The organism is Robertmurraya korlensis NBRC 107688 (assembly GCF_001591645.1).
Taxonomy (GTDB): Bacteria; Bacillota; Bacilli; order Bacillales; family Cytobacillaceae; genus Robertmurraya_A.
Genome location: NZ_BCVH01000001.1, coordinates 91,423 through 106,033, shown reverse-complemented (window position 1 = coordinate 106,033; position 14,611 = coordinate 91,423). Strand labels below are relative to the sequence as shown.

Annotated in this window: 14 protein-coding genes; 11 read left to right on the top strand and 3 right to left on the bottom strand. The window is 34.5% G+C overall.

The genetic code is table 11. The annotated features are described in order from the left end of the window. Positions 1-199 precede the first annotated feature (199 nt). Both BKO01S_RS00515 and BKO01S_RS24540 read right to left on the bottom strand, forming a co-directional pair. A complete protein-coding gene (locus BKO01S_RS00515; protein WP_066047300.1) occupies positions 200-2,971 on the bottom strand; it encodes a TrlF family AAA-like ATPase in 2,772 nt (923 codons plus the stop codon). Positions 2,972-3,458: 487 nt separating this feature from the next. Beyond that, a complete protein-coding gene (locus tag BKO01S_RS24540; RefSeq protein WP_066047297.1) occupies positions 3,459-3,953 on the bottom strand; it encodes a hypothetical protein in 495 nt (164 codons plus the stop codon). 646 nt (positions 3,954-4,599) lie between these two features. Here BKO01S_RS24540 and BKO01S_RS24190 point away from each other — a divergent pair. The 9 genes from BKO01S_RS24190 (at position 4,600) to BKO01S_RS00485 (ending at position 10,748) form a co-directional block, all read left to right on the top strand. After that, on the top strand, positions 4,600-4,746 hold the full coding sequence (locus BKO01S_RS24190) for a hypothetical protein (protein ID WP_157077249.1): 147 nt from the start codon (positions 4,600-4,602) through the stop codon (positions 4,744-4,746). Beyond that, the gene (locus tag BKO01S_RS24185) at positions 4,721-4,882 is read left to right on the top strand and encodes a hypothetical protein (RefSeq protein WP_157077248.1); all 162 of its coding nucleotides are present in this window, start codon (positions 4,721-4,723) and stop codon (positions 4,880-4,882) included. The genes BKO01S_RS24190 and BKO01S_RS24185 overlap by 26 nt, the downstream gene beginning before the upstream one ends. Before the next feature lie 61 nt (positions 4,883-4,943). Then, positions 4,944-5,126 (top strand): hypothetical protein, encoded by a 183-nt coding sequence (locus BKO01S_RS00505; protein ID WP_066047294.1) that lies wholly within the window; start codon positions 4,944-4,946, stop codon positions 5,124-5,126. After that, entirely contained in the window at positions 5,119-6,501 is a 1,383-nt protein-coding gene (locus BKO01S_RS00500) for a recombinase family protein (RefSeq protein ID WP_066047291.1), read from the top strand. Before BKO01S_RS00505 ends, BKO01S_RS00500 begins: the two co-directional genes overlap by 8 nt. After that, on the top strand, positions 6,498-7,991 hold the full coding sequence (locus BKO01S_RS00495; RefSeq protein ID WP_066047288.1) for a recombinase family protein: 1,494 nt from the start codon (positions 6,498-6,500) through the stop codon (positions 7,989-7,991). The genes BKO01S_RS00500 and BKO01S_RS00495 overlap by 4 nt, the downstream gene beginning before the upstream one ends. A gap of 383 nt (positions 7,992-8,374) precedes the next feature. Next, on the top strand, positions 8,375-8,818 hold the full coding sequence (locus BKO01S_RS00490) for a recombinase family protein (RefSeq protein WP_066047286.1): 444 nt from the start codon (positions 8,375-8,377) through the stop codon (positions 8,816-8,818). A 114-nt stretch (positions 8,819-8,932) separates the two neighbouring features. Continuing rightward, positions 8,933-9,100 carry a hypothetical protein gene (locus BKO01S_RS24180; RefSeq protein WP_157077247.1) on the top strand — a complete coding sequence of 56 codons (168 nt, stop codon included), beginning with the start codon at positions 8,933-8,935 and terminating at the stop codon, positions 9,098-9,100. Continuing rightward, positions 9,100-9,270 carry a hypothetical protein gene (locus BKO01S_RS24535; protein ID WP_198158744.1) on the top strand — a complete coding sequence of 57 codons (171 nt, stop codon included), beginning with the start codon at positions 9,100-9,102 and terminating at the stop codon, positions 9,268-9,270. Before BKO01S_RS24180 ends, BKO01S_RS24535 begins: the two co-directional genes overlap by 1 nt. Continuing rightward, complete coding sequence (locus BKO01S_RS00485; RefSeq protein WP_066047283.1) at positions 9,267-10,748, top strand: recombinase family protein; 1,482 nt, start codon at positions 9,267-9,269, stop codon at positions 10,746-10,748. The genes BKO01S_RS24535 and BKO01S_RS00485 overlap by 4 nt, the downstream gene beginning before the upstream one ends. Before the next feature lie 150 nt (positions 10,749-10,898). On the opposite strand, the gene BKO01S_RS00480 is transcribed toward BKO01S_RS00485, so the two are convergent. Then, positions 10,899-12,455: a bifunctional metallophosphatase/5'-nucleotidase gene (locus BKO01S_RS00480; protein WP_066047282.1), complete on the bottom strand. Its 1,557-nt coding sequence runs from the start codon at positions 12,453-12,455 to the stop codon at positions 10,899-10,901. Positions 12,456-13,064: 609 nt separating this feature from the next. Between BKO01S_RS00480 and BKO01S_RS00475 the strand changes: the two genes are divergently transcribed. After that, positions 13,065-13,250 carry a hypothetical protein gene (locus BKO01S_RS00475; RefSeq protein WP_066047279.1) on the top strand — a complete coding sequence of 62 codons (186 nt, stop codon included), beginning with the start codon at positions 13,065-13,067 and terminating at the stop codon, positions 13,248-13,250. Positions 13,251-13,386: 136 nt separating this feature from the next. Continuing rightward, a complete protein-coding gene (locus BKO01S_RS00470) occupies positions 13,387-14,544 on the top strand; it encodes a glycosyltransferase family 2 protein (protein ID WP_232311133.1) in 1,158 nt (385 codons plus the stop codon). The last annotated feature ends 67 nt before the right edge of the window (positions 14,545-14,611 follow it).

Below are 14,611 nucleotides of genomic sequence, written 5' to 3'. Positions count from 1 at the left end.
CTTTATTTCCTCAATTATTTTGTTTTAAAAGTATAAGACTTAATAAGGTTCCACTTTTCTTGAGAGATATTTACTTTAATTTGTTCTTTAATAAATTTTTGTTTTAAAAATTAATTATTTTGAAAAAGAGTACGAAATTTTTATATTCGCACTCTTTAAATTAGGTTAGATACATCTTTCATTTGATGTGATAGGTTTTTCAGCTTATATTATACCTTCTAGCCCTAAGTTTAAAGGCATTCTCGCCACCTTCCATGACATCACAAATTTCTCTTTTAACTGCCCCATCCTCAACAGCTCCGCTACAAAGCAAACTAATACCACTTGCTTCAGAATCCATACAAATAACCCATTCTGAATCACCATTTACTGGAATATTAGCATTATGACTTACAACTACTATTTGTCTTCTCTCTTTAGTACGCTTTAATCTTTCAACAATAAGGTCGTAAATTAGATGGTTGTCTAAATCATCCTCTGGCTGATCAAGTAATAAAGGATTTTCCCCAAAAGACAACAGAAAAGTTAATATTGCCGATGTTTTCTGCCCTGCAGAAGCATTAGTAAGAACTCTGAATGAAGAAGATCCATTTGGTTTATATTTGACCCCAATTTCATCTTCAGGGATTAAAAGTGTTAATTCATCTATTTGTTCTTCATTTAATCCCTTTATCACATTTATCATTCTTCCGCCCAATTCTAGATTCGATGAAGTCTTACCCCTAATATTTTTAAATTCATTAACCAACCTTGCAATATTTGAAATAACATCTCCACCAGTAAAACAACTTTGAACAATTTTATTTATATCATCATCATAACCGGTCTCTTTTTGAATAATGCTACGGAATAATCCTTTAAAATTTTGCGAATCTCTGTATGGTTTTATTTCAATTTTTATATTATCCTCATCAGAGATTACACTATTAATAAACTCTCTTCTTTTGGTTGTTATTTCTTTTCTCTTTTCAATAAACTCATCCCTGATTTCTTTTTGTTTTTCAATTTCACTCTCCAAAGTATCTTCAAGTTCAATAATACTTTTCAAACTATCTTCTAAACTAGTAAGTTCATCCGTAACACTTTGAAGTTTAGACAAATCGGTAATACCTTTTTCAGATAAGTCATTCTTCGTTGTTTCAAAGTCACTTTTTATTCTGCTATAGTTTTTACTCCATTCGGTTTGGTCTAACTTATCTTTATATTCGTGTATTAATTTAGTTGTCCTTGTCTGCGCATCTTCTACTAAGCTTTGAATTTTTATATATTGCTCTAAAGTTTCGTTAATAATTAAATCCACTTCTTCTTTAAATGCAGATGTAATATTATCGGTTTTAGGTACTTCTTTTAATTCTAATTGTTCAGCAACAGTCTTAATTAAAACCTCTTTCTGAGATAGTTGATTTATTAAGGTTTTAAGCTCAGAAAATTGACTATTGTAATTTTTATATTCACCAATTAGGCTTTCGAAGCCACTTTCTTTAAAGGAACTAATTTGCTCCTTTTTATCATTAATCTCTGCAATTAACTTGTGCTTTCTCTCAATGCCTAATTTAATCCTTCTAACTTTAAAAGATTGTTCAAGATACTTTGACTTTATATTATTGAGTTCCTCTTTAATAATAGAAATTTCTTTTATTGGATTATCAATACGTTCTCTTAGAGCATTAGGTTTTTTAGCTATCTCGAATATTTGTTTTTGTGAAAAAATATCAATATTGAAAATACTTAATATGTCTCTGCTCTCTAGTGGTAAAAACTCTTGTTGATTATTGTCATATTCATAGACCAACACAGTTTCTGGACCATTCTTGTTGAAGTCTGATAAATATACTTTAAACTCTTTACCGAATCTTACAATTACCATTTCTAAAATAGATTCTTTTTTTAACACACCATCATCATTTTGTTTTACTTTAAAGAAGTTTTGTTGTTCTTCTGATAAATTTGATAAGCCCTTTAAATCAGTAATTTTATTGAATACACCACGAATAAACCTTAATAAACTTGACTTACCAGTTCCTCTACCACCTATAATTGTTGTCATTTGGGGATTAAAACAGAATTCTACTTCATTTTCATTTAGTTCTGTATTATTCACCTTTAAACTTTTTATCCAAGAATCTGGATAATTATATGGTGCGCTTTCAGACATAAAATCATTTCTTATTCTATGCTCAGGTAAAAGAAGTGCTTGCCGCAGGCTTTCAAAACTACTTTCTTCATCCATTTTAATCCAAGTAAATCTATTTCCTATTCCCCAAAGGCCATGTCTAGAGTCTCCTTGACTATCAGGATTATCAGAAAATGTAAGGATAGATTTATTATGGCTTTTTGCAAGTTGTGCAGTAACTTTCCATTTCTTATAGGTTTCTTCACCTATTGATCGACTATAATATTCTTCCAAGGTTCTCTCTATTTCTAAGTTAGCTATATTGTTGCTTAGGAACATCTTATAAACAACTTGAACTCCGTTTATTAATGGTGAATTAAGTAATTCTACCCTATTGATATGTGCTATTTCGCATAACCCATTAAATTCATCTATATGGGCAGGAATCGCAATTCCACCTTTTTCATCTACTTTTTTAATTAGATCAATTGACGATAAAGGAGTGTATGCTTCTGAAGTAGCAAATGCGTTACGTTCGATACCAATACTCAATAAAAAATCTTCAACAAATTGGGTTCCTTTATCTTTATCAAATATTACTAATATGTGAACTTTTGATTCCCCACAAGTTACTTCTACACCGGGGAAAACTGTTAGAGGTGTATTTATACTAGCCTCTTTAATACTGTCTATATACGCTCCAGTATTATGATCCGTAACAGCAACCACATCTAAATTCTGCTCTAAACATCTATTAACCCATTGTTCTGGAGTTACATTTTGGTCTTTAAAACACCTACTAGCAGGGGTATGTAAATGTAAATCTGTTTTATACCACCGGTTCCCTCTATATTCCAAAACTATCCATCTCCTTTCAATACAATCTTAATATTTTACATCAAATCTTTCTACATTTTATGTCAATTTATTTTATAATCTTCCATAATTAATTTTGAACCGACAAATTTTGTATACAAATTCCTTCAGTATGTATTTTGCGAAGACAATTACCTTCCATAACTTTATACGGAGAGGTGGGAAAGCTAGCCTTCATAGCATATGGTTATTGGCTTCTTGGTTAAAGGAGGGATACCTAAGAGGCTCCTAGTTAAGTTCAATACTATGAATCCTCAAGTACAACATTGTGTATTTCTTTTATTACCTGTTATTCGAGGTGGAGATGGCGGTGAATGTATTAGAAAAAAATAATACAGGCTTCTGTTTAATATTACTGTCGTTTGGCAATCATTTAAATGTTAGTGCAATCTGTATGTCAAAACAGAAGGAGAAAAAATAACTCCTTCTGTTTTTGATATTGGTTATGGAATACTCTATTTAAATGCAATTACAAATACCGCTTTACCTTTTCAAAAAGTTCTTGTCTTTCATTTTTAGTAAAATTCCTAATCAATTTCACTATTGCCTCAACAGTTAACCATCTACTTTCTTTAATAAAAAACGCCTTTAGGTTTTCTTTGAAGGCATCGGTTATCTGCTCACTTGCAATCCCAGCATGGATAAATAGCCCAATTACTTCCGCAAGTACATCCTCATTTATTTCTACTCTTCGTAGCATTATTTCTTGTTCAATGCTTGACCAATAAGAAGCAAGAAATTCCTCCCACTTATCATCCTCAAAGTAGAAAAAGTCTAGGTAAGATGTTTTCTCTAGGTTAATAGAGTTTTTAGTATATACTTCTCTACGACCATAGCTGTTATTATCTTGAGAGTAGAGGCTTTGCAAATTTGATACCAATTGATTGAATCTGACATCGGGTTGGTGTTCCCAAATCTGATGAAGTAAAGTTAATATCCTCTTAATTCTTTTAGGATCTCCCATAATATATTCCCACCTTCTTCCACATAAATTATAAAAAATCATATTAAAATCCAAAATTCACAAAAAAATACTTCCAAAACTTCTTCTCACTCATTGATAAAGTAAGTTTTTTTACTTATACGCCTGCAGTCTCTATCGATTTCCTGTGTTCTTCATAACTTTTTACGGAAAACCTATTTTTATACTGATATTTACACTTCTTCGGATTTTCTTAAATAGTTTATACGATTCCACCGCTTATATTGTTTTTCTAAAGTCCATTCGCACTTCATACCAAAAAACCTGCTTCCTGATCCTTCATAGTCTCGACTTTAACTAAACTTCTTTTTAATCAGAGATAAGTAAATTTAGGTCTGTTAGTAGGTTCGAAATATAACCTGTGCAGAATGGCCCCCATATTTAATCCATTTTTTGTTTTTTATTTTACCTCTAATTATGTTATAACTCTCCGTTAACTTCCATATCCTTGATATTTTTTGTCGCTTTATAACAAAAAAGCTTTATCAGTAAATTCATTCATCTCTTTAAACCTCAATATCTTAAAATTTTTCTGAAAAGGTCTTCGAACAAAGATAAATCGAAGCTATTATGTACTCCGTAAATGGCCATTTGCATTAAAAGTAAACAGGAAAGGAGGTCTCCAAGAGTGGAGGACAAGAAAAAGAAGACAAATACAGACTGGATGAAATCATGCCTTGAGCATTGTGATTCACTTGGAATCTCTAAAACTATCATGATATTGTTCATCCACTTACAAGAAAAGAAACATGAACCAGATCATAAAGAAGCTTGAAATTCCCGGATATGAAACAAAAGTGATAATTGTACCTCGTAAGAACAAATCAGCCAAAGCTGAAGAAATTTCAGATGGCATCCAATTATCTTTTGATATAGAGATGGAACCAAATAAGCAAGATTCAATGAAATAACGTATAAATCATTCCCCTCACGTCAAAGATGGTAAGCAAATACTTGATGGGAGGGGAAGCTATGACCGAGAAGTATCGTGTCGTTAAAGTCAGTTACTCCGAGGAATTATCGTCAGACTCAGAACTGTGGTTCAAGCGCTTTATTGAGAAGGCGTTGTTGGACCATATTACTAAAGACGATTATAGACTTCAGGCTTTATTGATTAGTAAAAATAATAATTTGAAAGGATTTTACCATGAATGAAAAAGATTTAACGGTCATTTATGGCCGTGTCAGTTCAGCTGCCCAAAGTCTTGAGTTACAGCTTTCTGCAGCTAGGAGATACCTTGAATCACAGGGTTTAACCGGAAAAGAGGACTTTGTGATCGAACTAACCGATCATGACGTTTCTGCAACAAAGTTCAAAATGAAGGATAGACCAAAACTGATGGAGTTAATCCAACTAATACAAGAAGGTAAAGTTAAAAAGGTTATTGGATATAAGCGGGATCGCTTCGCTAGAAACTTTTATGAGTTTGTGGATATCACGAGAGTTTTTATTAAATATAATGTGGAAGTTGTTTATACAGCTAGCAATGAACCGACATTCCGAAATAAGTTAGCTCTAGAAGCATTTTATGGAATGTTCGGACAGATGGAAGGAGAAAATATTCGAACACGTACCAGTGATACCCGCAAGCAATATCCTTCCAATATCTTTGGATATAAGCGTATAAAGGAAGAAAATCAAGTTTATTTTGTCGTGAATGAGGAAAAGCGAGATTCTATTGTTTCACTATTCACTGAGTTTAGTAATGTGAAAGACGAAGAGCGATTTTTTAACTTTTTTATGACACGCCACAAGGGCCTAAATCAACCTGAGAAACGACTACGAATTTTAACCAATCCATTTTACGCTGCTCATTACGAATCGAAAAATGGATTGCACCCAATGGATCATGTAGAACCTATAATCAGTTTGGATTTATATTTGGCAGCCAAGTCTCAGATAGATGAATTTCTAGCTATCTATAAAGAAAGGCTTAATGAGATTAGTAACCTGTTCATGACAACACCATTGTGCGGCAAATGCGGAAATAAAATGAAGCATCGCAAGCAAAACGTTCTGGATGAAGGTTATTTCGTTTGCAGTGCCAACCATAAAAGGCTGATGATTACAGTTGTTGAATTAAATGATTCCGTTAAGTACGCGGTTCTGGAGCATGTACAGTCTATGTCTGCCCAGTTAGCCAGTAAGATTATGTCCAAATATATTGCTAATACTAAGAAACGATTAGAACATGAAAAGGATATCGCAACATCAGAATATCTTGAATCTTCACTTGAGCTAAGTACCATTAACCTAAGTAGCAAGTCTGTTATTTCTAGATACTTGGATAGAATTCAAATGTTAAAGGACAAATCCAATAAGATTGGGCAAGATTTAGTAGCATTACAATTATTAAGTAATGAGATTAAAAGCATTGATAAGATTTTATCTCAACAAGAATTAAGCCTCTCACAACAAGATGTTCAACGATTAACGGAATTGCTTGTTCATGATGTCGTAGTTCATGAATCCAATATAGGAATTAATCTATTCTTTTCAACATTTGCAAAGGAATGGAATGCATCATGAGGACAAAAGCAACCGCCTATTTACGTTATTCAGATAAAAAACAAGAGGGCAATCATTCATTAGAAATTCAGAAAAACCAAATCCAACTGTTGGCTGAAAGAGAAAATCTAGAAATTGTTGAATGGCGTGCGGACAAAGCAACAAGTGCCTACCACAATAATGCCAGTAAACGTCAGGGTATACAGATGATTCTAGAGGATATCGAAAATGGAGCTGAAGCTATCTGCTTCTACGAAGAATCGAGAATTACCCGTAGTATCACGGATTTTTATAATGAGGTCTACACCCCTGTTAAACAGCATTATCCGTTTGTAAGGTTTTTCAGCACTCAATATGATGGTGTGTGGAATCCGAATGACCCTATTGTACAAGCCAAGCTTGTTTTTGCTGCAGAGGAATCGGAAATAAAATCCGTCCGAGCAAAGGATGCTCAAGCAAGTTTACTAGGAGAAAAAAAACGTCCCGGCTCTCGTGTACCCGTGGGCTACGATATGGTTGATGGTATCTTATATCCAAATAAAGATGCTCCAATTGTAGAACTCATCTTTTATCTAGCAAGTCTAGGACACTCGCAAGATGTAATAGCTGAGTATTTTAACAAATGTAGGATAACAACGAACAAGATTAAGTATTGGAATAGTAGCACCATTGGTTATGTTTTATCAAACCGCGTCTATTCTGGAAATTTAGCTTGGAATGTTAGAACGAGCTATGAAATCAGCAAACCTAAACCGGAATCTGAAATTAATTTGTTAAGGCATTCGCATGACTACATTGTCAGTCCAACACTTGCTCATTTGGTAAATCAAATCAACGAATTGAAAGCTCAATACGGTACAATGAGTACGCCTTATTACCTTCGTGGAATAATTAAATGCAAGAAATGTGGTGCTTTACTTCAAGCAAAAGACAATTCTCCCAAAGGTAAAAAAGGTAAATACATGATCTATCGGTGTACAGAATGCAAGAAAGCTGTATCTATAATTCCTCTTCACAAAACCGTTTTAAATGATTTACAACGCAAGTGGAATACACAGCTTCCAACCTTTATAACAAGCGCTAAGGAACAACTGAAAGGCTGGTCTACGAAACTCCTAAAGGCTAAAAATGATCTAAAGGGACTTTTAGAAAAATTACTCTATAATGAGAAAATGCTCACACCTGATATTACGACCAACACCTTATTGGCTGAAGCTTTTTCAGTTTCACAAAAACACTTGGAAGGTGAGATTATGTATATCAATTCAACAATGGATGAAATCAATCGATTACTTGAAGACAACTTTCTTGATGTATTAATGAATGAGCTGATACAGCAAAGTTTTTACGACTTTTCAGATACCGAATTACGCGTATTCTTCCTAATGTATTTCGATGAAGTGATGATTGATTTTGATAAAAACAACGAAATCCAGATTAGTTATCGTCTTTCTCCATTTATTTCGTTAGAAGACACAACTGGTCAGCTAACCGAAAAAATTGGTAAATAGAGAGAATTTGACTGGTTAAGAAACCGAAAGTATTCTCAACAAAGTAATAAAAAAAGTAATATCGTAAGCTCCCTACTCCGAAAACCCTTGTTATCAAGGCTTTTTTGGAGTAGCTCTTCGGTTTTCTGACCATCGAAGAATACTTCGATAGCCATAAAACCGAACCATATATTTACTTTATGGTCAAAAAACCGAAAGTTTAAACTGCAATAAAATCATAATTTTTTACGAAAAAGTCTTCAAATATAAAAATACGAAGATACAATGTATTCCGGTTAACCAATTACTGATTAAAAGATTTTAGAGGAAATTAAATAGCTATTAAATATATTAGACAACTTTAGTTTACTCAATTTTAAAAACTTAAAGGAGAAATTATTATAATGAATTGTGCAATTTATATTCGAACAGCAAGCAAAAACAATCAAGATTACCACTTAAAAACACAAACTGAGCGACTTGAACGCTATGTTGCAGAACGCAAATGGGAGTTATTCAATTCATATATTGATATTGGCTCAGGTACCAATAAGCATAAAAATCTACAAGCGATGATTGAAGATGCTCAAAATAATAAATTTGATGTTATTCTTTCGACAGACCCCTCACGATTATTTCGAAATCCTGAACAATCGTCTAAAATGAAGAAGCTTTGTGAAATGAATGAAATTCATATTATAACATTAGATGGTTCCATTAATACTCAGCAACGAAATGTAGATTTAATTAGTATTTATGCTTGGATAATTGAACATGAAACTCAAATCATGAGCCAACGAATCAAATATGGTAAGAAGAAACGCATATTAGAAGAACAAATTAAGTAATTTTCAAAAAAATATTGTAACCCAACAACAAGCGAAAACCGCAGCGATTACATAGCCATCATTAGATGACTATGTAATTTTCTGCGGTTTTTATTATGAAAGGAGCATTAATCAATGCAAACAAGTAATATTAGCAAAGGTGAGTTATACAGCCGAATGAATCCTGAAGCATTCAAATATCTAAAAAAAGCAGAAGGATTGTTATCTGAATTCCTATATGATTCTAGTAAAAATAATGTTACAACAAACGTCCTTAACTTAAATAGAAAGGGGCGGTCTTAATGAGTAAAAACACTCTTTCTGCAGAACGAATCTACACAGATTCCAAGCTGGCATTTACTCAAGTAATTAAAGCAATCATTGATAATAAAATTGAGGAACTTGTCAATACTGCTAACAAGGTGAACACTGCTACATCTCAATCAAACGATAAGGAGCAAGGTGCTTCATGAGATGTGCAATTTATATTCGAGTATCAACAGATAAAGAGGAACAAAAAGCCTCACTAAAATATCAGAAAGAATTGTTTTACAAATTCATTGAAGAAAAAGGATGGGACATCTACGAATTTTACGTAGATGTTCAATCCGGGACAACAGCAAAGAGAAAAAACCTTCAACGAATGATTGAAGACGCTCAAGTTAAAAAGTTCGATATCATCTTAGCCAAAGAGTTATCACGGCTTGCTCGTAATGGTGAATTGTCATATAAAATCAAAAACCTTTGTGAAAACCAAGGGATTCACATTATCACATTGGATAATGCTATCAACACATTAACGGGCAATACCAATATGTTTGGTTTGTACGCTTGGATGTATGAACAAGAATCTCAAAATACAAGTAATCGTGTAAAAGAAACATTGAAAACACGTGCAAAAAAGGGCTTGTTTAAAGGATCCAATCCTCCATACGGCTATGAGGTTGTAGAGGGTAAACTTTATATACGCAAAGATGAGGCACCTGAAATTGTGCGACGAATTTACAAGGAGTATCTTGAAGGAAGTGGTCGTGAAAGTATCGCACGACGGCTTTACAATGAAGGAGTCAAAACACCAGCTGATGTTGCAGGAAAGAAAAATGCGAGTGATAAATGGAATGATTCCACAATCAAGCTCATTCTTACAAATCCTCATTACGTTGGGGATTTAGTTCAAGGGCGCACGACCACAGTAAGTGTCACAAGCAGAAAACGAAAGAAACAACAGAAAGATGAAATGTATATCTTTGAAAATACCCATGAACCCATCATTTCAAGGGATATGTTTGAAGCAGTACAAAATCTGATGAAGCAGCGCAAAAAATTCATTACGGCTCCGAAGCTTCACTTATTTACGAACATCCTCTTCTGTGCCGACTGTGGTAAGGGCATGTGGTATAGAAGCAATAGACCGAATGGTTACATTTGCGGTAATTACGCTCGTCACGGTAAAAAGGCTTGCAGCTCTCACACGATTAAAGAGGATTTTCTCAAAGAAACGATTTTATATGATATCCAAAAACTTGTTCAAGAAATTGATAAAGAACAATATCTGAAAGAACTTGAGGCGAAGTCGAAGAAATCAAAGAAGGATATCCAACAAAAGCTGGATAAGTTTAACAAGCAAATTGAAGTGTTAAAAACGCGAAAAAAGAAATTCATCAATATGCTCGCCGATGAAAAAATCAATCATGATGAGTATTTAGAAATGGTAGAAGATAACAATAACGAACTCACTCAGCTTGCAGAAAAGAAAAATGAAATGATTTCGATGCTCGAAAGTGAGCAAATCATTGATAATATCGACAAGCTTAAACAAGAACTTCTTCAATTTCTTAACTTTGATGAATTAACACCTGAAATATTACATCGCCTCATTAATCGAATCGATGTAAAGGAAGACGGCACACCGGTCATTTATTACCGATTTGCCGCCCCAACATTTGAATAGAAGCAGGTTTTTCCCTTACCGGGAACCTGCTTCTTCTTTTAAAATCATCTGCGATACTACCTCAACGTGCGTGGACTGTGTAAACATTACAAGGTTTTCAAGTAAGAAAAGTCAACCCAATGCTATCGAAACTTTTACACACCAAATTTTTCAATAAGAATACTCCCGCTGAATATAATCCATAAGAGCCGTAACAACCCTAGGACCCGATTCTACCAATCTACCTTCTTTAAAGGCCGTGAATCCGTCTCCTCCAGATGCTAGATAATTACTTACGGTTACTTCATATTCTTTTTTTGTTTCAAGAACATTTCCCTCCCGATCAATCACCTCAAGAATCCGGCTGCCAACCGGGGCATCAGAGTCCCATTGATAGGTTACTCCTACTGCTTGTAAAATATTTTCCTTATCCTCCGTCCACTGCTGTTCTAACACGAGCTTTATCTGCTCTCCTGTCATGGTTAGTTTTTTTAGCGTATGGTCAAAAGGCAAAACGGTATAAAGGTCTTCTTTAGAAATATACCCTTTCTTTATACTAGCTCGAATTCCTCCGTGATGCACAAAAGCAATTTCTGTATCCATTGTATTTTTAGAAGATTCAGCAATGACTTTTGCCAGAGGAGATTCGCCATTGGCATTTTTCTTCCGTGAAAATCCTTCAGGAATTACACCAACGATCGTATTTGAATTCCCCTCTATTTTTTCTCTATATTTTTGAAGAAGCACCAACGTTTCTTTATCTGGTTCTATTAAATCTTGTGATGTAACTATAATATTGGCATCCTTCTGAACAACGTCCTTTGTTGTCGGGTCAATACTTAATAGCACCTGAGAAAAAGCCTTTCCATAAGAATACGATTGGACGATTAATTTCCCATCAACTATCGTATTCGCATAACGATGATTATGAGCGCCAAAAATGACGTCAATCTCATCATCCATTTTTGATGCCATCTCTGCTAAATCTCCTTGTGGATTCGTTCCTTCTTCATTAGATTCTACTGGCACGTGAGCAAGAACAACAATGGACTTTACTCCTTTTTCCTTTAAAAGCTGCACCGATTGATTAACGGCGGATACTTCATCATTAATTTCAATCTCTTTTCGTTGTTCCGGGAGAACAAACTGATTGGTCTCAGTTGTTAAAACGCCTATAAACCCAATCTTGATTCCATTTATTTGTTTAATGACGTATGGTGGTAATAGTGGGGTGTTCGTTTTTTTATTGATAATATTTGAAGAAATATAAGAGGTAGTGGAACCTGGAAAATCACCTGTTTTTTCATGAAAACCTCCATCAATCAGTCGTTGCATCTCTTTGACTCCTTCGTCTAATTCATGATTTCCAGGTGTACCAATATCAAACTTTAGTAGGTTAAGAAGTTCAATCGTAGGTTCGTCTTGAAAGTGAGAAGAAAGTGGGGGGCTTCCTCCAATCATATCACCAGCATGAACAAGTAGTGTATTTTCGTTTAATCCCTTATATTTCTTTAGGTAGGCTGACAAGTATTCAGCACCGCCAACTTTAGCCCCTAATAGGGTTTGATCCTTGTCTAGTTGACCGTGAAGATCATTTACGCCTAACAATTGAACCTGAACATTCTGGTCTGATATGGACTGGCTAAAATTGGTCTCCGCCAATTTATAGGACCCAACGATAAAAAGGAACAAGATAAACAGAGGAATCATGATGTGAGCTTTAGACATTTTCAAACCCTCCCTTCAGATATACTCTTAGGGTAAATTATGACTTTTACACTTAAATAAAGGGAGGGTAAAGTTTTCATAAAGAAACTTACATTACTTTTAAATCTTTAATAATTACTTGCTTATTAGATTACATTTTTCATTCATTTATTTTTTCGTACATTTAGTCTATAATAAGGGTAGATAATCCGTATATTAAAAATAAGCGCAGTGCTGGTAACACTACGCTTACTCTGACAACGCATAATCGCAAAAGTGTGCGATTGGCATGAACTTAGTGTTTTCTAGAAGTAGAGCCCACCTGTCGGCCAAGATCAGGGTGGGTTTTACTTTTTTATTTTATCAATCAAAAGTATGATTAGAGTAACCAGCGCAATCATAAACATCGCTGTATCTAAATCCACGATTATCACCCCCCTTCACGGAAGGATCAATCGCCCCACCCTGCTTTATGCAATTGTCTTCTCTATTATATCACAACGAATTTTACATTTTTTTGACCTAACAACAGATTGTCTTCTATTTTTTCTAATGTATACCCAACACCGTGTATAGACAGCTAGTAAGAGAGAAAACTAATTTTTAACAATTAATAAAGGTGGGAGCATTTTGGGGGTAAATGTACTGTGGGTTACATTAGCGTTTTGTGTTGGCTTGATTATTCTAAATGTACTTAATACTATTCTAGTGGAACGGATGAATAGTGATGTGGCCTTTGCTATATCTGGGATCGTACTTCTTATTAGTGGTATGGCCTATCTCGTTACTTGCGGGATCATGCTAGAAGCATTATAGAGGGTATTATTTCCATTTAAATTGGAGTTCCAATATAGAACTCCGATTTAATTCCCCTTTAGCTCTTTTCCATATTTAACAAAGGCCGTATAATCGAAACTGCAATAAATTTATTTACAAACAGAAGGGTGTTTAAATGTCCTTATTTTTTATCGTTTCTACTTTATTAACTATAAGTATAGTTGTCTGGCTACTTATTTTTATTGATGCAAAGCTCGGACTTCAAAAAATCAATCGTCTTGAAGACGAACCGGTGGCTCAGGATGGCCCTCTTGTCTCCATTATTGTTGCGGCCCGTAATGAGGAGAAGGCTGTAAGAAAAAGCTTACAAAGTCAATTTTTGCAAAGTTATCACCATTTGGAGTGGATTTTGGTTAACGACAGATCCACCGACAACACTCCTAACATTATGAACGAGAGGCAGTCGGCAAATAAAAATGTAAACGTGATCCACATCACGGATCTTCCACTAGGATGGTTAGGTAAAAATCATGCACTATTTGTTGGAGCTAAGCAAGCGAGAGGAGAGCTTCTCTTATTCACGGATGCAGACGTCTTATTTCATAAGGAGGCAATCGGAAAAGCAATCCATTATTTTATCAAACATGAACTGGATCACTTAACAGCTGCCCCTAATTTACGAGGTCAGCGTATTTGGTTAAATAGCTTTATTGCTTTTTTTATGTTTGGATTTTCTTATTTTAAACGTCCTTGGTTAGCTAACAATCCTCGTTCTAAAGTAGGAATTGGAATTGGAGCGTTTAACTTAGTGAGAAAAGAAGCGTATGAGAAGCTAGGAACTCACGAAGTAATAAAAATGCGTCCGGATGATGATTTAATGCTCGGGAAAAAGATGAAGGAAAAGGGTTTTAAACATCGGATGATCACCGCTCTGACTCTCCTTGAGGTAGAGTGGTATTCAACATTAAAAGAAGCACTAATTGGTTTAGAGAAAAATACGTTTGCAGGGTTACATTACCGAGTTAGTATGGTGCTATTTGCCATCTTCGGAGTATTTGTATCACAAGTTCTCCCCTTCCTTACGCTATTTGCTTTTGACCGTACACTTATTACCTTAAGCATTGGGAATATTGTTTTACTCGGGATGATCTATTCCATGATTATTAAAAGAATGACTAATTATTCACCCTGGATGTTTCTACTCTTTCCTTTTACGGCTATCTTGTTTATTTATTCCATCATTCGTGCTTGCTTCCTTACCTTTATGCGAGGCGGGATCATTTGGAGAGGAACGAAATATCGATTAAAAGATTTACGTGATAACAAGGCGTAATTTTTTCCAGAAAAGCTGTTTCCTGCTATACTATTGATATTTAGCATAACGAAACACTTAGGAGGAA